The sequence below is a fragment of the Pseudomonas sp. TE3786 genome (genome assembly GCF_054057335.1).
On sequence record NZ_JBSRZF010000005.1, the window covers coordinates 175,735 to 195,209 of the forward strand.

18 protein-coding genes are annotated in these 19,475 nt (G+C 62.1%); 13 read left to right on the forward strand and 5 right to left on the reverse strand.

What is annotated here, in order from left to right; translation table 11 throughout:
• Window positions 1-7 precede the first annotated feature (7 nt).
• From ACVW0Y_RS08285 to hrpA, 9 genes are all read left to right on the forward strand, one after another.
• Window positions 8-772 carry a heme ABC transporter permease gene (locus ACVW0Y_RS08285; RefSeq protein WP_457437587.1) on the forward strand — a complete coding sequence of 255 codons (765 nt, stop codon included), beginning with the start codon at window positions 8-10 and terminating at the stop codon, window positions 770-772.
• The gene (gene ccmD / locus ACVW0Y_RS08290) at window positions 769-945 is read left to right on the forward strand and encodes a heme exporter protein CcmD (RefSeq protein WP_457437457.1); all 177 of its coding nucleotides are present in this window, start codon (window positions 769-771) and stop codon (window positions 943-945) included. Before ACVW0Y_RS08285 ends, ccmD begins: the two co-directional genes overlap by 4 nt.
• Window positions 942-1,424 carry a cytochrome c maturation protein CcmE gene (ccmE, locus tag ACVW0Y_RS08295; RefSeq protein WP_457437458.1) on the forward strand — a complete coding sequence of 161 codons (483 nt, stop codon included), beginning with the start codon at window positions 942-944 and terminating at the stop codon, window positions 1,422-1,424. Before ccmD ends, ccmE begins: the two co-directional genes overlap by 4 nt.
• An 11-nt stretch (window positions 1,425-1,435) precedes the next feature.
• Window positions 1,436-3,409 (forward strand): heme lyase CcmF/NrfE family subunit, encoded by a 1,974-nt coding sequence (locus ACVW0Y_RS08300; RefSeq protein WP_457437588.1) that lies wholly within the window; start codon window positions 1,436-1,438, stop codon window positions 3,407-3,409.
• On the forward strand, window positions 3,406-3,942 hold the full coding sequence (locus tag ACVW0Y_RS08305; protein WP_457437460.1) for a DsbE family thiol:disulfide interchange protein: 537 nt from the start codon (window positions 3,406-3,408) through the stop codon (window positions 3,940-3,942). The genes ACVW0Y_RS08300 and ACVW0Y_RS08305 overlap by 4 nt, the downstream gene beginning before the upstream one ends.
• Window positions 3,939-4,454 carry a cytochrome c-type biogenesis protein gene (locus tag ACVW0Y_RS08310; RefSeq protein WP_457437461.1) on the forward strand — a complete coding sequence of 172 codons (516 nt, stop codon included), beginning with the start codon at window positions 3,939-3,941 and terminating at the stop codon, window positions 4,452-4,454. The genes ACVW0Y_RS08305 and ACVW0Y_RS08310 overlap by 4 nt, the downstream gene beginning before the upstream one ends.
• Window positions 4,451-5,665 (forward strand): c-type cytochrome biogenesis protein CcmI, encoded by a 1,215-nt coding sequence (gene ccmI / locus ACVW0Y_RS08315; RefSeq protein WP_457437462.1) that lies wholly within the window; start codon window positions 4,451-4,453, stop codon window positions 5,663-5,665. The genes ACVW0Y_RS08310 and ccmI overlap by 4 nt, the downstream gene beginning before the upstream one ends.
• A gap of 29 nt (window positions 5,666-5,694) precedes the next feature.
• The gene (locus tag ACVW0Y_RS08320; protein WP_457437464.1) at window positions 5,695-6,078 is read left to right on the forward strand and encodes a hypothetical protein; all 384 of its coding nucleotides are present in this window, start codon (window positions 5,695-5,697) and stop codon (window positions 6,076-6,078) included.
• A 135-nt stretch (window positions 6,079-6,213) separates the two neighbouring features.
• Window positions 6,214-10,212: an ATP-dependent RNA helicase HrpA gene (gene hrpA / locus ACVW0Y_RS08325; protein WP_457437465.1), complete on the forward strand. Its 3,999-nt coding sequence runs from the start codon at window positions 6,214-6,216 to the stop codon at window positions 10,210-10,212.
• A 114-nt stretch (window positions 10,213-10,326) separates the two neighbouring features.
• Here the strand turns inward: hrpA and ACVW0Y_RS08330 are convergent, their stop codons facing one another.
• The gene (locus tag ACVW0Y_RS08330; RefSeq protein ID WP_457437466.1) at window positions 10,327-11,322 is read right to left on the reverse strand and encodes a TRAP transporter substrate-binding protein; all 996 of its coding nucleotides are present in this window, start codon (window positions 11,320-11,322) and stop codon (window positions 10,327-10,329) included.
• A 346-nt stretch (window positions 11,323-11,668) separates the two neighbouring features.
• Between ACVW0Y_RS08330 and ACVW0Y_RS08335 the strand changes: the two genes are divergently transcribed.
• The gene (locus ACVW0Y_RS08335; RefSeq protein ID WP_457437467.1) at window positions 11,669-12,106 is read left to right on the forward strand and encodes an HIT family protein; all 438 of its coding nucleotides are present in this window, start codon (window positions 11,669-11,671) and stop codon (window positions 12,104-12,106) included.
• Window positions 12,107-12,231: 125 nt separating this feature from the next.
• Here ACVW0Y_RS08335 and ACVW0Y_RS08340 read toward each other — a convergent pair whose 3' ends face one another.
• The 4 genes from ACVW0Y_RS08340 to ACVW0Y_RS08355 form a co-directional block, all read right to left on the reverse strand.
• Window positions 12,232-13,065 carry an enoyl-CoA hydratase/isomerase family protein gene (locus ACVW0Y_RS08340; RefSeq protein ID WP_457437469.1) on the reverse strand — a complete coding sequence of 278 codons (834 nt, stop codon included), beginning with the start codon at window positions 13,063-13,065 and terminating at the stop codon, window positions 12,232-12,234.
• A gap of 180 nt (window positions 13,066-13,245) precedes the next feature.
• Window positions 13,246-14,472: a c-type cytochrome gene (locus ACVW0Y_RS08345; protein ID WP_457437470.1), complete on the reverse strand. Its 1,227-nt coding sequence runs from the start codon at window positions 14,470-14,472 to the stop codon at window positions 13,246-13,248.
• The gene (locus ACVW0Y_RS08350) at window positions 14,469-16,232 is read right to left on the reverse strand and encodes a GMC family oxidoreductase (RefSeq protein ID WP_457437471.1); all 1,764 of its coding nucleotides are present in this window, start codon (window positions 16,230-16,232) and stop codon (window positions 14,469-14,471) included. The genes ACVW0Y_RS08345 and ACVW0Y_RS08350 overlap by 4 nt, the downstream gene beginning before the upstream one ends.
• A 7-nt stretch (window positions 16,233-16,239) precedes the next feature.
• A complete protein-coding gene (locus ACVW0Y_RS08355) occupies window positions 16,240-16,986 on the reverse strand; it encodes a gluconate 2-dehydrogenase subunit 3 family protein (RefSeq protein ID WP_457437473.1) in 747 nt (248 codons plus the stop codon).
• Between the two features lie 484 nt (window positions 16,987-17,470).
• Here ACVW0Y_RS08355 and ACVW0Y_RS08360 point away from each other — a divergent pair, with 484 nt between their 5' ends.
• The 3 genes from ACVW0Y_RS08360 to ACVW0Y_RS08370 are packed head-to-tail and all read left to right on the forward strand — an operon-like array spanning window position 17,471 to window position 19,428.
• Window positions 17,471-18,592 carry a beta-ketoacyl-ACP synthase III gene (locus ACVW0Y_RS08360; protein ID WP_457437474.1) on the forward strand — a complete coding sequence of 374 codons (1,122 nt, stop codon included), beginning with the start codon at window positions 17,471-17,473 and terminating at the stop codon, window positions 18,590-18,592.
• 3 nt (window positions 18,593-18,595) lie between these two features.
• Window positions 18,596-19,207 carry an RNA polymerase sigma factor gene (locus ACVW0Y_RS08365; protein WP_457437475.1) on the forward strand — a complete coding sequence of 204 codons (612 nt, stop codon included), beginning with the start codon at window positions 18,596-18,598 and terminating at the stop codon, window positions 19,205-19,207.
• Complete coding sequence (locus ACVW0Y_RS08370; protein WP_457437476.1) at window positions 19,201-19,428, forward strand: anti-sigma factor family protein; 228 nt, start codon at window positions 19,201-19,203, stop codon at window positions 19,426-19,428. The genes ACVW0Y_RS08365 and ACVW0Y_RS08370 overlap by 7 nt, the downstream gene beginning before the upstream one ends.
• Window positions 19,429-19,475 lie beyond the last annotated feature (47 nt).

Sequence of the window (19,475 nt, forward strand, 5' to 3'; positions counted from 1 at the left end):
GGTTACCCTGATGAATTGGACATGGTTTCACAAATGGGGCTCGCCCAAATGGTTCTACCAGATCAGCGGCCGCTGGCTGCCCTGGTTGAGCGTGGCGGCTGTGCTGCTGATCGCCACCGGCCTGGTCTGGGGCCTGGCCTTTGCGCCACCGGATTACCAGCAGGGCAATAGCTTCCGCATCATCTATATCCACGTACCGGCGGCCATGCTGGCGCAGTCCTGCTATGTGCTGCTGGCGGTAGCCGGTCTGGTGGGGCTGGTTTGGAAGATGAAAATCGCCGACGTCGCACTGCAATCGGCAGCGCCTATCGGTGCCTGGATGACCGCCATCGCGCTGCTTACCGGTGCCATCTGGGGCAAGCCGACCTGGGGTTCGTGGTGGGTATGGGACGCGCGCCTGACTTCGATGCTGATTCTGCTGTTCCTGTACTTCGGCGTAATTGCCCTGGGCAACGCCATCAGCAACCGGGACAGCGCCGCCAAGGCCTGTGCGGTGCTGGCGCTGGTGGGCGTGGTGAATATTCCGATCATCAAATATTCAGTGGAGTGGTGGAACACCCTGCACCAGGGTGCCACCTTCAAGATCACCGAACGCCCGGCCATGCCGGCGGAAATGTGGCTGCCGCTGCTGCTTATGGTGCTGGGTTTCTACTGCTTTTTTGCTGCCGTGCTGCTGATGCGCATGCGCCTGGAAGTGCTCAAGCGCGAAGCGCGCGCCAGTTGGGTGAAAGAAGAAGTGGCGAAGCAGATTGAACAGGGAGGCCTGCGATGAGTTTTGCCTCCTTCAGTGATTTCCTCGCCATGGGTCACCATGGTCTGTATGTCTGGACCGCTTACGGCATCAGCCTGGCGGTGTTGGCACTCAACGTCGCGCTGCCGATTGTGGCGCGTCGTCGTTATCTGCAAGAAGAGGCGCGTCGTTTGCGCCGGGAGAGTCAGAAGTGAACCCGCTGCGTAAAAAACGCCTGTTGATCATTCTTGCCATCGTCGCCGGCGTTGGCCTTGCCGTGGGCCTGGCACTCAGCGCCCTGCAGCAGAATATCAACCTGTTCTACACCCCCACCCAGATCGCCAACGGCGAAGTGCCCCATGACACCCGCATCCGCGCCGGTGGCATGGTGGAGAAGGGCTCGCTGGTACGCAGCGGCGACTCCCTGGACGTGCAGTTCGTAGTCACCGACTTCGCCAAGAGCGTGACCATTCGTTATCGCGGCATCCTCCCGGACCTGTTCCGCGAAGGGCAGGGTATCGTCGCCCTTGGCAAGCTGAATGCCGATGGCGTGCTGATCGCCGATGAAGTGCTGGCCAAGCACGACGAAAAATATATGCCGCCGGAAGTCACCAAGGCCCTCAAAGACAGCGGCCAGTCCGCTCCTCAGGATGGCGCGGCGTATGCCCCGGCCAGCGCGGAGAAACAACCATGATGGCCGCTCTGATCGTTCCGGAAATCGGCCACCTGGCGATGATCCTCGCCCTGTGCATGGCGCTGGTGCAGGCCACCTTGCCGATGATCGGCGCCTGGCGCGGTGATCGTCAGTGGATGGGCCTGGCCCAGCCAGCCGCCTGGGGGCAATTCAGCTTTCTGCTGTTGGCCTTCGGTTGCCTGACCTGGGCCTTTATGACCGACGATTTCTCGGTCGCCTATGTCGCCAATAACTCCAATAGCGCCTTGCCCTGGTACTACAAATTCAGCGCCGTATGGGGTGCCCACGAAGGCTCGTTGCTGCTCTGGGCGCTGATCCTCGGTGGCTGGACCTTCGCCGTATCGGTGTTCTCCCGTCAGCTGCCGCAAGTGATGCTGGCCCGTGTGCTGGGCGTGATGGGCATGATCAGCATCGGCTTTCTGCTGTTTCTGATCATCACCTCCAACCCCTTCGCGCGCTTGCTGCCGCAAAGCCCGGTGGACGGTCGTGACCTTAACCCGCTGCTGCAGGACATCGGCCTGATCGTGCATCCGCCGATGCTGTACATGGGTTATGTCGGGTTCTCGGTGGCCTTCTCTTTCGCCATCGCCGCCTTGCTCGGTGGTCGTCTGGATGCGGCCTGGGCGCGCTGGTCGCGGCCATGGACCATCGTTGCCTGGGCCTTCCTGGGCATCGGCATCACCCTCGGCTCCTGGTGGGCCTACTACGAACTCGGCTGGGGCGGCTGGTGGTTCTGGGACCCGGTGGAAAACGCCTCGTTCATGCCCTGGCTGGTGGGCACGGCGCTGATCCACTCCCTGGCGGTTACGGAAAAGCGCGGGGTGTTCAAAAGCTGGACCGTGCTGCTGGCCATCGCCGCGTTTTCCCTGAGTTTGCTCGGCACCTTTCTGGTTCGTTCCGGGGTGCTGACCTCGGTTCACGCCTTCGCCTCGGATCCCGAGCGCGGGGTGTTTATTCTGGCCTTCCTGCTGGTGGTGGTCGGCGGTTCGCTGACCCTGTTCGCCCTGCGTGCGCCAGTGGTGAAAAGCCAGGTGGGTTTCGCCCCCTGGTCGCGGGAAATGCTCTTGCTGGGGAATAACCTGGTGTTGGTGGTGGCCGCCTCGATGATTCTGCTCGGCACCCTCTACCCGCTGGTGCTCGATGCCCTGACCGGAGCCAAGCTGTCGGTTGGCCCGCCGTACTTCAACGCGCTGTTCGTGCCGCTGATGAGCCTGCTGATGGTGGTGATGGCGGTCGGCGTGATCGTGCGCTGGAAAGACACCCCGGTAAAATGGCTGCTGGGCATGCTCAGCCCGGTGCTGATCGCCAGCGTGGTGATTGGTGGCGTGGCCTCGATGGTGCTTGGCGACTTCAACTGGGCGGTGCTTGCTGTCTGCCTGCTGGCGGCCTGGGTGCTGCTGGCCGGCGTGCGCGACCTGCTGGATAAAACCCGCAACACCGGTCTGCTCAAGGGCTTGGGCAAGCTGACCCGCAGCTACTGGGGTATGCAGCTCGCGCACCTGGGTATCGCTGTGTGCGCCCTCGGCGTGGTGCTGTCCAGCCAGAACAGCGCCCAGCGCGATATGCGTATGGAGCGCGGTGAGTCCACCGACCTGGGCGGCTACCACTTTATTTTCGACGGCGCCGAACACTTCCAGGGCCCCAACTTCACCTCCGACCGTGGCACCGTACGAGTGATCGAAGACGGCCAGGAAGTGGCCGTGCTACACCCGGAAAAACGTCTGTATACCGTGCAGCAATCGGTGATGACCGAAGCCGGGATCGATGCCGGTTTTACCCGCGACATCTATATCGCCCTCGGCGAGCCACTGGATAACGGCGCCTGGGCTGTGCGCATTCACGTCAAACCTTTTGTACGCTGGATCTGGTTCGGCGGTTTGCTCACCGGTTTCGGTGGTCTGCTGGCAGCGCTGGATCGGCGCTACCGGGTCAAAGTCAAAACCCGAGTGCGTGAAGCCTTGGGCCTGAGTGGAGCAGAGGCATGAAGCGGGCGTTGTTGCTGCTGCCGTTGGTGGTTTTTCTGGTGGGTGCGGTGTTTCTCTATCGCGGCCTGTTCCTTGACCCGTCCGAGCTGCCCTCGGCACTCATCGGCAAACCGGTGCCGGAGTTCTCGTTGCCGGCTGTGGAAGGGCAGAAAACCCTGAGTCGCGCCGACCTGCTGGGCAAACCGGCACTGCTTAACGTATGGGCGACCTGGTGCATTTCCTGCCGGGTCGAGCACCCGGTGCTGAACAAACTGGCCCAGCAAGGCGTGCGGGTATACGGGGTCAACTACAAGGATGACAACGCCGCCGCGCAGAAATGGCTGAAGGAATTCCATAACCCCTACCAGCTGAATATCAATGACGCCGAGGGCAGCCTGGGGTTGAACCTCGGGGTATACGGTGCGCCGGAAACCTTTCTGATCGATAGCAAGGGCATCATCCGCCACAAGTTCGTTGGCGTGATCGACGAAGTGGTCTGGCGTGAGCAGTTGGCCAGCAAGTACCAGGAACTGGTCGACGAGGCGGGCCAATGAAGCGCTGGCTTGCCGCGGTAGCCTTGGGTTTGAGCCTGGCAGGCGTGGCCCAGGCCGCCATCGACACCTATGAATTTGCCAACGAAGCCGAGCGCGAGCGTTTTCGCCAGCTTACCCTGGAACTGCGTTGCCCCAAGTGCCAGAACCAGGACATCGCCGACTCCAACGCGCCGATTGCTGCCGACCTGCGCAAAGAGATCTACCGCATGCTCGGCGAAGGTAAGAGCAACGAGCAGATCGTCGACTTTATGGTCGACCGCTACGGCGAGTTCGTGCGCTACAAGCCAGCCGTTACCGCCCGCACCTTGCTGCTCTGGTACGGCCCGGCAGCGGCGCTGGGCACCGGCTTTCTGGTGATGGTGGTGATTGCCCTGCGTCGGCGCAAAACATTGACCGGTCCCGACACTGGCCTGTCGGGCGACGAGCAGGCGCGTCTGGACGCGCTGCTCAAGGCTGATCAATCTTCTACCGAGCAATTCAATTCTGTGCCTGCGGACAAAACTTCCCAATGATCGAATTCTGGCTTTCTGCCGGCCTGCTGTTGCTGGTGGCCTTGGCATTTCTGTTGATTCCCGTAGTGCGTGGCCGCCGTGCCCAGCGCGAAGAAGACCGCACCGCCCTGAACGTGGCCCTGTACCAGGAACGCGTGGCGGAGCTGACCGCTCAACACCAGGCCGGCACCCTCAGCGCCGAGCAGTTGCAAACCGCTCAGGCCGAAGCGGCGCGGGAACTGCTGGCCGATACCGAAGGCACCGATCAGACGCGCACCTCCAAGCTCGGCAAGTGGGTGCCACTGGCCGCCGCCTTGTTGGTGCCGGTATTGGCGCTGGGCATGTACTGGCATTGGGGCGCGCTGGACAAGGTCGAACTGGCCCAGGATTCCACCCAGCCGCCGCGCACCATCGAAGAAATGACCGCGCGCCTGGAGCAAGCGGTAAAAGCCCAGCCGGACTCCGCCGAAGCCTGGTATTACCTGGGCCGTGCCTATATGAGCCAGGAGCGCCCGAGCGATGGCGCCACTGCCTTCGAGCGCGCCATCGGCATCGCCGGACGCCAGCCCGAGCTGCTCGGCCAATTGGCCCAGGCCCGCTACTTTGCCAACGACAAGAAATGGTCCGCAGATCTGCAGGCCCTGACCGACGAAGCGTTGAAAACCAACCCGGACGAAGTCACCAGCCTGGGTTTGCTGGGTATTGCCGCGTTCGAAGACAAACGCTTCCAGGATGCCGTCAACTACTGGGGCCGCCTGGTGGCTCTGATGCCGGCCGACGATCCATCGCGCGCCGCCATCGAGGGTGGGATCGAGCGGGCCCGCAGCAACTTGCCGGCGGACCAGCAAACCGCGCAACAGCCGGCCGCTGTCGCCGAAACCGGCAGGGTATTGAAAGTGCGGGTGCAACTGGCACCGCAAGTCCAGGCCAAGGTGCAGCCGGGTGACAGCGTGTTCGTCTTCGCCCGTGCCGCTTCCGGGCCACCGATGCCGCTGGCGGTGAAACGCATGACGGTTGCCGACCTGCCCGCCGAGGTCAGCCTGGCCGATAGCGACGCGATGATGCCGCAACTGAAACTCTCCAACTTCCCTCAGGTCATACTCCAGGCTCGCATCTCGCGGGCAGGCAATGCCAAGGCGGGCGAGTGGATTGGTCGCAGTCAGCCTCTGGCCAGTAGCAGCAAGGATCAGCAACAGCTGACCATCGATTCGGCGGACGGACAAACACCATGATGACTTGGGCACGAGGCGCAGCAGCGCTGATGATTGTGGCTTTGACCGGCTGTACCACGCCGATGCAGCAACCCAGTCCGCAGCCGATTCCCGTGCCGCCCAACAGCATCCCGCCGGCCACCACCCCGTCGAAATCCACCCAGCAACCCAAGAGTGCGCCGCTGCCGACCCAGGCACCGGCCAGTACCCGCATGAAAGCCCATCCGCACTTTGCCCCGCCACCAGGGGTGAACAGCTACTGGGACACGCAGCTGGGCGTTTATGTGCTGGATAATGTGCCCAACCTTTACTACCGCGAGCGCACCTATTACCGCTGGGATAACGGTTGGACCTGGGCCACTTATGCCAATGGGCCCTGGAAGCAAACCGATAGCAGCGGCATTCCGCCAGGGTTGAATCGCCTGCATCCGTGATGCCCTGGCGGAGGAGCGGCACCTAGCCTGCTGCGGCGGGCCGCTCAACAAGCGCCGGGAGCTAGCGGCGGCGCATGGCGCGGCGAAAATCTGCGACAATCCGCCCCCGCCTTTTTGATTGTTGCCCCCCCGCCAATGACCAACGCCACGCCCACCTCCGATGCCTTGCTGAAAAACCTCGACCAGGCCCTGGTCGCCGACCGCCATCGCCTGCGTCGGCAATTGCATGAGTTGCGCAAGGCCGGCCACGCCGATGAGGCCAAGCTGGCGCAGTGGCTGGAACGCTTCCAGCAGAGTTGCGCCAAGGTCGAGGCGCGGCGTCTGAGCGTGCCGCTGATGCGCTATGACGACAGCCTGCCGATTGCCGCCAAGCGCGATGAAATCAAGGCGGCGCTGGCCAAGCATCAGGTGCTGATCATTGCCGGTGAAACCGGTTCGGGGAAAACCACTCAGCTGCCGAAAATCTGCCTGGAAATTGGCCGTGGTTTGCACGGTCTGATCGGCCACACCCAGCCACGACGTTTGGCGGCGCGCAGTGTGGCGACGCGGGTGGCGGAAGAGATCGGCACGCCGTTGGGCGAGCTGGTCGGTTATCAGGTGCGTTTTGAGGATCAGAGCAAAGACAGCTCGCTGATCAAGCTGATGACCGACGGCATTCTGCTGGCCGAAACCCAGCACGACCGTTACCTGGAAAAGTACGACACGCTGATCGTCGATGAAGCCCACGAACGCAGCCTGAATATCGATTTTCTCCTCGGCTATCTGAAAACCCTGTTGCCACGCCGGCCGGACCTGAAGGTGATCATCACCTCGGCGACCATCGACCTTGAGCGCTTTTCCAAGCACTTCGATAACGCGCCGATTGTGGAAGTGTCCGGGCGCACCTTCCCGGTGGAAACCTGGTACCGGCCGCTGGTATCCGAGGTGGACGAGGAGGGCGAAAGCCTGGTGGACGACCTCAGTGTCGATCAGGGCATTCTCGCCACGCTGGAGGAGATCGAGGCCTTTGAGCGCAGCGAAGGCAAGCGTCCTGGCGATGTGCTGGTGTTCCTGCCCGGTGAGCGCGAGATCCGCGACTGCGCCGACCTGCTGCGCAAGGCCAATCTGCGTTTTACCGAGGTGCTGCCGCTGTATGCGCGCCTGACTCCGGCCGAGCAGCAGAAGATTTTCGCGCCCATGGCCGGGCGCAAGATCGTGCTGGCCACCAACGTCGCGGAAACCTCGCTGACCGTGCCCGGCATTCGTTATGTGATCGACAGCGGCACCGCACGCATCAGCCGTTACAGCTACCGCGCCAAGGTGCAACGTCTGCCCATCGAGGCGGTGTCCCAGGCCAGCGCCAACCAGCGCAAAGGCCGCTGCGGGCGGGTTGAGCCGGGGATCTGCGTGCGTCTGTACAGCGAGGAGGATTTCCTCGCGCGCCCGGCCTTTACCGATCCGGAAATTCTGCGCACCAACCTGGCGGCGGTGATTCTGCAGATGCTCCATCTGCGCCTCGGCGAGACCGACGCCTTTCCCTTTATCGAGCCGCCGGATGGCAAGGCGATCAGCGACGGTTTCAACCTGCTGCAAGAGCTGTCAGCGGTTAACCGCGAAAGCCAGCTGACGCCGATTGGCCGGCAACTGGCGCGGCTGCCCATCGACCCGCGCCTGGGCCGTATGGTGCTGGAGGCGGCCAAGCTGGGCAGCCTGGATGAGATTCTGATCGTCGCCAGTGCCCTCTCGGTGCAAGACCCGCGCGAGCGGCCGATGGATCGCCAGCAGGCCGCCGACCAGGCCCATGCGCAGTGGAAGGACGTCGACTCCGACTTCGCCGCGCTGATCAATCTGTGGCGCGGTTTCGAGGAAAAACGCCAGGAGCTGGGCTCCAACCCGCTGCGCAACTGGTGCCGGAAAAACTTCCTCAACTACCTGCGTCTGCGCGAATGGCGTGATGCTCACCGTCAGCTGGTGCTGATCACTCGCGAGTTGAAACTGACCCCGCAGCGCGAGAGCACGGCCGAGGCAAAACCCACCGCAGCTGCCGCTGCCCAACCAGCGAAAAATGTGGAAACTCTCGAGGCCGCCCAGCGCGCCAAAGATTACGCCGCGGTGCACAAGGCGATTCTCTGTGGCCTGCTCAGCCAGATCGGGCAGAAAACCGAAGACGGCGACTACCTGGGGGCCCGCCAGCGGCGTTTCTGGATTCACCCTTCCAGCGTGATCGGTCGCAAGAAGCCGCAGTGGGTGATGGCCGCCGAGCTGATGGAAACCACCAAGTTGTTCGCCCGCCAGGTGGCCAAGATCGAGCCGGACTGGATCGAGCCGCTGGCCGGCCACCTGATCAAGAAAAACCACTTTGAACCGCACTGGGAAAAGAAGCGCGGGCAAGTGGTGGCCTTTGAGCAGATCACCCTGTACGGCATGATCGTGGTCGGCCGCCGCCCGGTGCATTTCGGCCCGATTGAACCGGCGGTGGCGCGCGAACTGTTTATCCGCGAAGGCCTGGTGCGCGGTGAAATTCAGTCACGAGCCAAGTGCTTGAAGGCCAACGCCGAGCTGCTGGAACTGTTCGACGAACTGGAAGCCAAGGCCCGCCGCCGCGACATCCTGGCTGATGAAGAAACCCTGTTCGGCTTCTACGATGCGCGCCTGCCGGCGGACATCTACCAGACCGCCACCTTCGACAGCTGGTACAAAACCGAAAGCGCGAAAAACCCCCAACTGCTGATCATGCGCGAGGAAGACATCCTGGCCCGCGATGCCACGGAAGTGACCAAAGCGCAGTACCCGGACCAGCTGCAATTGGGCGATCTGCGTCTGCCGCTGACCTACCATTTCGAACCCAACCATCCCCGTGACGGCGTTACCTTGCGGGTACCGGCACCGCTGCTGCCGCAGATTCCGGCCGAGCGCCTGCAATGGCTTGTGCCCGGCTTGCTGGAGGCCAAGTGCATCGCCCTGGTTCGCGAACTGCCCAAGGCCCTGCGCAAGAACTTTGTGCCGGTGCCGGACTTTGTCAAAGCCGCCCTGGCGCGGATTGCCTTCGGCCAAGGCTCGCTGGTGCAGGCGCTGGGCAGTGAGTTGCAGCGCATGACCGGCGTGCGGGTGAGCGAAGAAGCCTGGGCTGAGGCCGAACAGCAGGTGGAAAACCACCTGAAGATGAACCTGGAAGTGGTCGACGCCGAGGGCAAACTGCTCGGTGAAGGCCGTGACCTGGCCGAGCAGACCGCACGTTTTGCCGAAGCCAGCCAGGCTGCCCTGGCCATGGTGAAAACCGACAAGCAACAGAAACCGGTGGAAGCCAAAGTGTTCGCGCCAGTGGCGCAGACCACCCAGCAAAACATCGCAGGCCTGTCGATGACGGTATACCCGGCGCTGGTGGAAGAGAGCGGTACGGTCAAGGAAGGTCGCTTCGCCACCGCTGCCGAGGCTGAGTTCCAGCACCGTCGCGCTTTGCAACGCTTGCTGTTGCAACAGCTGAACGAGCCAGCCAAATTCCTGCGGGGCAAACTGCCGGGCCTGACCGATCTCGGCCTGCTGCACCGCGACCTGGGGCGGGTCGAGGCGCTGGTAGAAGATATTCTGCTGGCCAGCCTGGATAGCTGCATTCTGGAAGGCGAAGACCCGCTGCCGCGCGACGGTGTCGGCCTGCTGGCCCTGGCCGAGAAAAAGCGCGGTGCCTGGACCGAACATGCCGAGCGCCTGGCGCGCCTGACCCTGGAAATTCTCAAGCTCTGGCACGGCCTGCAAAAACGCTTCAAGGGCAAGATCGACCTGGCCCAGGCCGTGGCCCTCAATGACATCAAGGCGCAGCTGGGCAACCTGGTCTACCCAGGGTTTGTGCGGGAAACGCCAGCCGAATGGCTAAAGGAAGTGCCGCGTTACCTCAAGGCCATCGAGCAGCGCTTCGACAAGCTTGGCGCGCAGCTGCAGAAGGACCGGGTATGGAGTGGCGAGTTGGCCGGACTCTGGGCGCAGTACCAGGCCCGTGCCAGCAAACATGCCCAGGAAGGCAAGCGTGACCCAGAGCTGGTGCTGTATCGCTGGATGCTGGAAGAGTACCGCGTGTCGCTGTTCGCCCAGCAACTCGGCACCCGGATGGCGGTTTCCGATAAGCGTCTGAACAAGCAGTGGAGCGCCGTAGACGGCTAACGGCGACCCTGCCTTGTAGGAGCGGCTTCAGCCGCGATTTCGGTGTAGGGCTTAACACTGCAATCGCGGCTAAAGCCGCTCCTACGGGCGGCGTTGATTGGCTATGGAGCGTGGTTACTTGCGGTTTACCGCGCGCGCCGCATGCAACACGTCGGCACCAATCTCACCTTCAAACTGCTTCCACACCGGCAGCATCGCTTCGCGCCAGGCGGCTTGTTCGGCCGGGGTGAGGGTGATGATCTTGGCTTTGCCGCCGGCTACCAGCTGCTCGTAATCACGCTGGTTGTTGGCCTCGGCGGTCTGGTTAACCGACAGGGTCACTTCGTCCAGAATAGATTCCAGCTCGGTGCGGATCTGGAACGGGATGCTGGTCCAGAATTTACTGTTGGTCACCACCATATAGCTGAGCACGCCATGGTTGGTGATGGTCACGTACGGCTGCACCTTCTCGAATTTCTGCGAAACAAAGTTCGACCAGGGGTTTTCCGTGCCCTGTACGGTGCCGCTTTCCAGCGCCTTGTAGGTTTCCGCAAACGGCAGTTTCACCGTGGTCGCGCCCAGTGCGGCGAACTGCGCTTCCAGCACGCTGGAGGCCTGAATACGGAAGGCCAGGCCCTTGGCATCTTCCGGGGTACGCAGAGGCTTGTTGGCCGACAGCTGCTTCATGCCGTTGGTCCAGAAGCCCAGGCCGTAGATATTGCTGCTGTTCATCGAGCGCAGCAGTTCACGGCTTTTTTCGCGCTTGAGGAAACGGTCGACAGCGGCCTGGTCGTTGAACAGGAACGGCAGGTCGAACACTTGCAGGCGCTTGGTGTATTTGTCGAACTTGGACAGCGACGGTGCCAGCATCTGCACGCGGCCATCGGCCAGGGCGGCCAGTTCTTCGCCGTCGCCAAAGAGTGCCGAGTTGGCGTACACCTCAACCTTCACCTTGCCGGCCAGACGCTCTTCCACCAGCTTCTTGAACAGCAGGGCACCCTGGCCCTTGGGGGTGCTTTCCGCCGATACGTGGGAAAACTTGATGACGATGGGAGCATCCTCGGCCGCCGCCATGGACGAGCTGGCCGCCAGCATCAGGGCTGCAAGGGCCAGGGACAAATACTTGAACATGCTTTTTTCCTTAAATTCTGCCAAGCCAAAGAACCCGCCTCAGGCTTGTGGCCGGAGCGGGAGACGCGTGTGTCTGGAATGTGTTCAGCGATGGGCGACAGGCATTGTCACTTGCCGGGGCAAGTGCGGGTCGCGGTGCTGTTTATTATTGGTAGGGCCGCCATGACTGGTGGGCCAGGGTAGGACCGCCAGGTTTGCGAAGGGCCGGGATTCTTCCGTAAAGCTTGCCGCGGCGCAACCGGCGGTATGCCCAGCGGCTCGCAATTTTGCAAATTAGTCGGGGTTTTCATCGGATGGGCATAGCCGGTATGGTTCAACCTCCATTCCAGCGCTAAGGAGAACCCCGATGAGCCTGCACGGCGACTACGACAGCCAGAATATTTTTGCCCAGATCATTCGTGGCGAGGCTCCTTGCTACAAGCTCTATGAAGACGATGACGTACTGGCCTTTCTCGACGTGTTTCCGCAGTCCTTCGGCCATAGTCTGGTGATCCCGAAACGCTCGGCGGCGCGCAATATCCTGGAAGTGGATACCGATGCCCTGGCCAAGGTGATGGCGGTGGTGCAGAAACTTACCCGGGTGATAGTCGACGAGTTGGAGCCGGCCGGCGTGCAGGTCGCCCAGTTCAATGGCGCGCCGGCCGGACAGACGGTCTTCCATCTCCATATGCATATCGTGCCGCGCTTTGCTGGCGAGGGGCTGGGGGTGCATGCCAGCAAAAAGGCCGATCCGGCAGAGCTGGAGCAGTTGCAGGCGCGGTTGCTCAAGCGCCTGAAAGGCTGACTTTGCTTTTTGTTGGGGGGCTTTAGCCGCGCTGCTTTTTGATCTTGAAAGCTCGCGGCTCAAGCCCCTCCCACAGAGAGTCAGCGTCCCATGGGAGAGGCTTTAGCCTGGATCGCTGTTCAGGCTTACAACGGCGCTGGAAACTTCGCCAGGTTCGCCCCCAGCGCCCGCTCCATCTCGCCATCCACTTGCCCGCCGTTATCCATCAGCCACTGCACCCGCTCCAGGGTGGCAGGGGCGTTCATATCGCCGACAAAACGCTGCGACTCCTCCACGAGTGCACCAGCAGGCGCAGCAGACACCTGATCGACCACTGCCTTGATATGGGCAATGCCCGCTGCTGGAAAGCTGGCAATCCGCTGGGCCAGGGCTTGGCAATGGGCGCTGAGGTCGGCGTCCGGGATAGCTCGGTTGATCCAGCCATAACGCTCGGCCGTGTCGGCGTCGAAGTCGGCCCCACCCAGACAGATTTCCAACGCCCGCCCGCGGCCAACCATTTGCGCCAGGCGCACGGTGCCGCCGGCACCGGGCAGCAAGCCGACGGCCACTTCCGGCTGGCCGAGCACGGCGTTTTCCTTTGAGGCAAAACGCATATCCAGGGCCAGCAGGAACTCGCTGCCAGCGCCACGGGCGCGGCCACGCAGCTCGCCAATGGTCACTTGCGGCAGTTTGCTCAAACGGGTGAACAGCGCGCTGAGCAGGCTGGCCTGACCTTCCGGCAAGGGCGGCGGTGCAGGCTGGTTTAATTGGCTGCCGAGGTCGAAGTGGGCGATGAAAAAGGCTGGGTTGGCACTGCGAAACAGCACCACGCGGGTGGTGGTGTCGGCTTCCAGACTCTTGGCCAGTTTCAGCAGGTCGACTATCACCTCGCGGTCCATCAGGTTGATGGGCGGGTGGTCGAACTCGATGGTGGCCACGCCGTTGCTGTCGTGGCGGGTGAGGGTGTGGTAGTCGCTCATGGTGCTCTCCTGAGGGGTGTCAGGAGGGTGGCGCGGGGTGAGGGGCGGCTCAAGCACTATCCAGCAGCGTGATGAAGCTTATAGACCCCTGCACGGAACCCTGTGGGAGGGGCTTTAGCCGCGATGCTTTAAGACCAAAAGCTCGCGGCTGAAGCCCCTCCCACGGCGACCGTGGTGGCTTTACGGGCGCAGATCCTCACGCAAATTGCTGACTTCCCCCGCCGTCACCGCCGGTGCCGCATTGCCCCAGGTGTTGCGCACATAGGTGAGTACGTCGGCAATGTTTTCGTCGCTGAGGTTCCAGGCGAACGATGGCATGGCCGGCGCGGTAGGTGCCGCTTCGGTGCCACCGGCGCGGCTGCCGGCCAGTACCACGCGAATCAGCGAGGTCGGGTCGGTGCTGTTCACCAGCGGTGCAGCAGCCAGTTTCGGGAACAGGGTTTTCACCCCCTCACCGTTACCGACATGGCAGGCGGAACAGCGGTCGGCGTAGATCGCTTTGCCAGCCACCATCGCTGGCGTATCGACCGCCAGGGGTTGTGGGGCTTGCGCCGGTGCCTGGCCATCCTTGAGGTACACGGCAACCGCCAGCAGGTCTTCGTCTTTCCAGTGCTGGGTGGAGTTTTCCACGGCTTCGGCCATCGGTCCGGAGGCGATGTCGAAGCGGTTGGTGCCGGTTTTCAGGTATTGCACGATGTCCTCATTGCTCCACTGGCCGATGCCGCTATGGGCGTTGGCCGTGATATCCGGCGCGCTCCAGCCTTGCAGGTTGGCACCGGCGAGGAAGTTGCCGTTTTTGTCGCCGCCAATCAGGTTTTTCGGGGTGTGGCAGGTGCCGCAGTGACCCAGACCTTCCACCAGATAAGCGCCACGGTTCCATTGCGGGCTTTTCTCGGCATTGGCTACGAATTCGCCCTGGCTGAAATTCAGCATGTTCCAGCCGATCAGGCTGGTGCGCACGTTGAAGGGGAAGGGCAGCTGGTTGGTTTCCACCGGGTTGTTGACCGGCTCCAGGGTTTGCAGATAAGCCCAGATCGCCAGGTTGTCCTCGCGGCGCACCTTGGTGTAGGCGGTAAAAGGCATGGCGCCATACAGGCGCTTGCCACCCTTGCTGTGGCCTTCGGACATGACCTTCTGGAAGTCATCGAAGGTCCAGTGTCCAAGGCCGGTATCCGGGTCGGGGGTGATATTTGCACCGACCAGTTTGCCGAACGGCGTTTCAATCGCCACGCCTCCGGAAAACGGCGCTTTGCCGGGGACGGTATGGCAGGCAGTGCAGTCGCCGACCATGGCCAGGTAGCGGCCTTTTTCCACCAGGTTGTAGGAGTCGGCACCGGTGCCGGCATGGGCGGCCTGAAGGGTCAGACCGAACAGGGCACAGGCACTTATCGAGAGGAGAGTTTTCATACGCTGATCATCTCCCCTGGGCGCTGCAGATAAAGCCGTTTAATCGCATCCGCCGCCTTGAACGCCAGCGCACCGACGGTGCCCGTGGGGTTGTAGCCGGGGTTTTGCGGGAAGGCCGAAGAGCCGACCACAAACAGATTGGGCACGCCCCACACCTGCAGGTGTTTGTTCACCGAGCTGTTCTTCGGATCGGCACCCATGATGAAACCGCCGACGATGTGCGAGGACTGGTACGAGGTGTTCGCCCACGGGCCTTTGCGCGGTGCCGGGACCATCTCGCGCGGATTCATGGTCTTGGCGATTTCCACCACTTTATTGGTGACGTACTGCGCCATCTTCAGATCGTTCTCGGGGAAGTCGAAGGTGATGCGCAGTAGCGGACGGCCGTGGGGGTCTGTGTAGTTGGGGTCCAGCGACAGGTAGTTGTTGCGCGTGGAGTAGCTGCTGGCTTCGCAGCCGATGGACATGGTGGAAAGGTAGTTGTCCACCGTGGCTTTTTTCCACTTCGCACCCCAGGCCGGGGTGCCCGGCGGGGTCGAGCGCGAGTCGATGGGTGCCGCGCCAATCGGCGTTACCCGGGTGCTGCCGCCCCCGACAAAGCCCAAACCGGAGTGGTCGAAGTTGTCATTGTTGAACTCGTCGATACCCATGCCGATGGCACCGCCACCGATAAAGGGGTTGAAGTTCTTGTCGTTGAAAAACATCTTCACGCTGTTGGCGGTCTGGTACGCGTAGTTGCGCCCGGTGGTGCCGGTGTTGGTGATCGGGTTGTAGGGCTCGCCGACGCCGGAGAGCAGCATCAACCGCACGTTCTCGAAGATGAACGCGGCCACCACCACGATCTCTGCCGGTTGTTCCCATTCCTGGCCGCTGGAGTCGACATAAATGATGCCGGTGGCGCGGGTGCCGGTGCTGTCCATGGTGACTTTGAGCACTTCGGAGTTGGTCTTGGCGGTGAAGTTGGGCTTGCGGATCAGCGCCGGCAGCACGTTGACGATGGCGCTGGCCTTGGAATAGTTGCCGCAGCCGTAGTTGGTGCAGAAACCGCAGAAGGTGCAGGGCCCCATGGTCACGCCAAGCTGGTTGGTATAGGCCTGGGAGGCCAGCGCCGAGGGCACCGGGAAGGGCTTGTAGCCGAGGTTTTTCGCGGCTTCAGCAAACAGCGTCGGCGCGTAGGTTTGTGCGGTTGGCGGGTTCGGGTATTCCTTGGAACGCGCGCCTTCGAAGGGGTTGCCGCCCTCGACGATGGTGCCGTTGAGGTTACCGGCCTTGCCGGAAACGCCGGCCAGACGCTCGAAGGCATCGTAGTGCGGTTCCATTTCTTCCCAAGTGGTGCCCCAGTCCTGCAGGGTCAGCTCGGCTGGCAGTTCCTTGCCGTAGCGCTCGGTCAGGTAGCTGTGCAGACGAAATTCGGTGGGCTGGAAGCGGAAGGTGATACCGGCCCAGTGGTTGCCGGCACCGCCGGTGCCATTACCGGGGTGGAACGAACCCCACACGCGCATTGGCAGTGCGGTTTCCGACTCTTTATTGCGCATCGTGCAGGTGTTCTGTTTGGTCCGCAGCATCAGTTCCTGACGGCGGTTGTAGCGCAGCTCGTCGGTGGCCGAAGCCAGGTTGAAGTCGGTGGCGGTGTCGCGCCAGGGGCCGCGTTCGAAGCCGATTACGCTGAGACCGGTGTCAGCCAGTTCGTTGGCGATGATCGAGCCAGCCCAGCCTAGCCCGACAACCACGACGTCGGTGGAAGGTAATTTTTTAGCCATGGTGTGTTTAACCCTTCTTGTTCCAGGCGGAGCTGCCGATGATGGAAATCGGCGTCAGGTTCAGCTTCTGGTTATGCAGCCCGATGTAATCGCGGTAGTCGTAGCGGGCCCCGGGGAAGCCGATCATTTTCCACGACACCATGTCGCGGTTGCCGCCGTAGATGGGGTCGGCGAAGAAACCTTCCATGGTGTTGTCCAGCACCTGCTGGAAGAAGGCTTTGGCCTCGATGCCTTCCAGACTGATGGCACCTTTTTCCAGGTCGGTGAGCACCTTGTCGCGCTGTTCGGGTGGCAGGGCGCTGAAGTTTTTCTGGAAGCTCGCCTGGCAATATTTGCTCAGCGCCGCCAGGCCGATGCGGTAGCGCTCGCGGGGTACCAGCGGCGACTGGTCGGCTTGCGCCGGGGTGCCGGGGGTGAAGGGGCCTTGCATATACAGGCGGCCGAAGTCGCCGTAGTCGCTGACCAGCTGACGGTCGATAAATACTGCACAACCGGCGTCTTTGCCGCTGACGCTCAGTTCATCGGCGGGAATCAGTTGCTCGACAATGGCTTCCACCTCGAGGGCTTCCTCAGCGGTGAAGAATTGCCAGCCGGGGCTGTCGTAGTGCAGGGGGCCGTTGTGGTCGAAGGGTAGCCACTTGGGCGTGCCGATTACGGTGGCGGCCTGGGCGCTGGCGGCGGCACCGGCAGCCAGGGTGGTGGCGGAGGTTTTCAACAGTTGCCGCCGGGTGAGGCCTTTGGATTGCTCGGTCATGCAGGGCTCCTGATGCCAGATACGCCGCTACGACAAAGCGGGCACCGGGCGTAGTCAGTTCACGGTTGTGAGCGGGTTCGGCCAACGGCCAAACGGGCTGAGCGGGTTGCGAGAGGTGGCCTGTGGCGGCCCCTGGGGCGGATTAACGGCAAGGCGTTATCAGCGTTCGTCTAGTCCACGCGCCTTTTTAGAGTAGGGGGTGTGACCAAATGTTGCAGGTTTTACGCGGGTAAATATCTATTGCGGATTTGGTAATAATTCGCGTGCTAGAGGGGGTTCTTGGCTGTTTTTCTCGACGATGGTGAACAGCTCGAGTGAATCCGTGGCCCGGTTTTTTCCGTGCGGCGCTGTCGGGAGAATTCTATCGGTACGTGCGTGCCTTCTGGCCGCTGACGAACGTCAGCCAGTATCGCTGGGGATTTGTCACCCTTTTCGGGCACAATAGCCGCCATTCCGATCAATTAAGCTTCCAAGAGGATCGACCGTGTATAACGTCGTCATCAGCGGTACCGGCCTGTATACCCCGGCAAACAGCATTTCGAACGATGAGCTGGTGGAGTCCTTCAATTCTTATGTGCGGCAATTCAACGCCGACAATGCCGCTGCCATCGAGAAGGGTGAGGTCGAAGCGCTGAATGAATCCAGCAGCGCCTTTATCGAAAAAGCCTCCGGGATCAAAAGCCGCTTTGTGATGAACAAAGAAGGCATCCTCGATCCACAACGCATGACCCCGCGCCTGCCAGAGCGCTCCAACGAAGAGTGGGGCATTCTTTGCCAGATGGGCGTAGCGGCGGCCGAACAGGCCCTGCAACGCGCTGGCAAGACGGCGGCGGATGTCGATGGCGTGATCGTCGCCTGCTCCAACCTGGAACGCGCCTACCCGGCGGTGGCCATCGAAGTTCAGGCAGCCCTGGGCATCAGCGGTTTCGCTTACGACATGAACGTTGCCTGTTCCTCAGCGACCTTCGGCATTCAGGCTGCCACCCAGAATATTCAGCTCGGCCAGGCCCGCGCGATTCTGGTAATTAGCCCGGAAATCTGCACCGGCCACCTGAACTTCCGCGACCGCGACAGCCACTTTATCTTCGGTGACGCCGCTACCGCCGTGTTGGTGGAACGTGCCGATCTGGCCACCTCCCAGTATCAGTTCGATATCGTCGGCACCAAGCTGCTGACCTCGTTCTCGAACAACATCCGCAACAACTTCGGCTTCCTCAACCGCGCCGCGGAAGAGGGCGTTGGTGCCCGCGACAAACTGTTTGTGCAGGAAGGCCGCAAGGTGTTCCGCGATGTCTGCCCAATGGTGGCCGAGCTGGTCGGTGAGCACCTGGCCGCCAACGACATTCAGGTCTCGGACGTGAAGCGCTTCTGGCTGCACCAGGCCAACCTGAGCATGAATCTGCTGATCACCAAAAAGCTGCTGGGCCGCGACGCGCTGCCGGACGAAGCCCCGGTGATTCTCGACACCTACGCCAACACCAGCTCCGCCGGCTCGGTAATCGCCTTCCACAAAAACCAGGACGACCTGCCAAGTGGCGCGCTGGGTGTACTCAGCTCGTTCGGCGCCGGTTACTCCATCGGTAGCGTGATTCTGCGCAAGCACTGACAGGTGAGCCCCGCGTCTGACAGCGAGCTGCTGCCGCGCCTGCTGGTCGGCGAGCAGCAGGCCTACCGCGAGCTGGTCGTTACCTATCAGGGGGCGATGCGCGCGGTGGCCTATGCGATTGTCGGCAGCCGCAATGCCGATGAAGTGGTGCAGGACGCCTGGCTGGCGGTGGTGCGCAACCTGGCTGGGTTTCAGGGCCGTTCAAGCCTGAAGACCTGGCTGCTGACCATCACCGCCAACACCGCGAAAAGCCGCCTCAAGCAAAACCGCCGCGAAGTGCTACTGGACGATATCCCGTCGCCCCACGGCAGCATCGATGATCAACGTTTTGCCGAAGACGGCCACTGGCTGCTGGCACCCCACGCCTGGCACCAGGACTCGCCGGACGCCTTGCTGACGGAAGAGGAACTGCGCGAGTGCCTGGAAAAGACTCTGGCCAGTCTGTCGGAGCTGCAAGGCAGCGTGCTAAACCTGCGCGAACGGCAGGGGCTGGAGCTGGAGGAGATCTGTAATCTTCTCGATATCTCGCTCTCTAACGCCAGAGTTTTACTACATCGCGCACGGCTCAAGGTGTTTGCCACCCTGGAGCATTTCGAGGAGACAGGGCATTGCTGAGTTGCAAGGAGCTGGTGGCCAATTCCAGTGATTTTCTCGACGGGCAATTGCGTTTGCGTCAACGCATCGCCGTGCGTCTGCACCTGGCCAGCTGCAGCAACTGCCGGCGGTTTATCCGCCAGATGCGTGTGACTCAGGCGGTGTTGCGCACATTGCCTGAAACGCCCATTCCCGAACTGGACAGCCTGGCTAAGCGGCTGGCTGAAATGCATCGCGGCTGAAGCTGCTCCTACGGGTAAGCACAAGCTGTGGGAGGCTTCAGCCGCGA

What these genes read in the sequence shown, in the direction of transcription:
- ACVW0Y_RS08330 (WP_457437466.1), bottom strand. Translation starts at nt 11,322, where the DNA reads ATGTTCAAGTATTTGTCCCTGGCCCTTGCAGCCCTGATGCTGGCGGCC.
- ACVW0Y_RS08305 (WP_457437460.1), top strand. Translation starts at nt 3,406, where the DNA reads ATGAAGCGGGCGTTGTTGCTGCTGCCGTTGGTGGTTTTTCTGGTGGGT.
- hrpA (WP_457437465.1), top strand. Translation starts at nt 6,214, where the DNA reads ATGACCAACGCCACGCCCACCTCCGATGCCTTGCTGAAAAACCTCGAC.
- ccmI (WP_457437462.1), top strand. Translation starts at nt 4,451, where the DNA reads ATGATCGAATTCTGGCTTTCTGCCGGCCTGCTGTTGCTGGTGGCCTTG.
- ACVW0Y_RS08355 (WP_457437473.1), bottom strand. Translation starts at nt 16,986, where the DNA reads ATGACCGAGCAATCCAAAGGCCTCACCCGGCGGCAACTGTTGAAAACC.
- ACVW0Y_RS08345 (WP_457437470.1), bottom strand. Translation starts at nt 14,472, where the DNA reads ATGAAAACTCTCCTCTCGATAAGTGCCTGTGCCCTGTTCGGTCTGACC.
- ACVW0Y_RS08310 (WP_457437461.1), top strand. Translation starts at nt 3,939, where the DNA reads ATGAAGCGCTGGCTTGCCGCGGTAGCCTTGGGTTTGAGCCTGGCAGGC.
- ccmD (WP_457437457.1), top strand. Translation starts at nt 769, where the DNA reads ATGAGTTTTGCCTCCTTCAGTGATTTCCTCGCCATGGGTCACCATGGT.
- ACVW0Y_RS08350 (WP_457437471.1), bottom strand. Translation starts at nt 16,232, where the DNA reads ATGGCTAAAAAATTACCTTCCACCGACGTCGTGGTTGTCGGGCTAGGC.
- ACVW0Y_RS08320 (WP_457437464.1), top strand. Translation starts at nt 5,695, where the DNA reads ATGATTGTGGCTTTGACCGGCTGTACCACGCCGATGCAGCAACCCAGT.
- ACVW0Y_RS08340 (WP_457437469.1), bottom strand. Translation starts at nt 13,065, where the DNA reads ATGAGCGACTACCACACCCTCACCCGCCACGACAGCAACGGCGTGGCC.
- ACVW0Y_RS08335 (WP_457437467.1), top strand. Translation starts at nt 11,669, where the DNA reads ATGAGCCTGCACGGCGACTACGACAGCCAGAATATTTTTGCCCAGATC.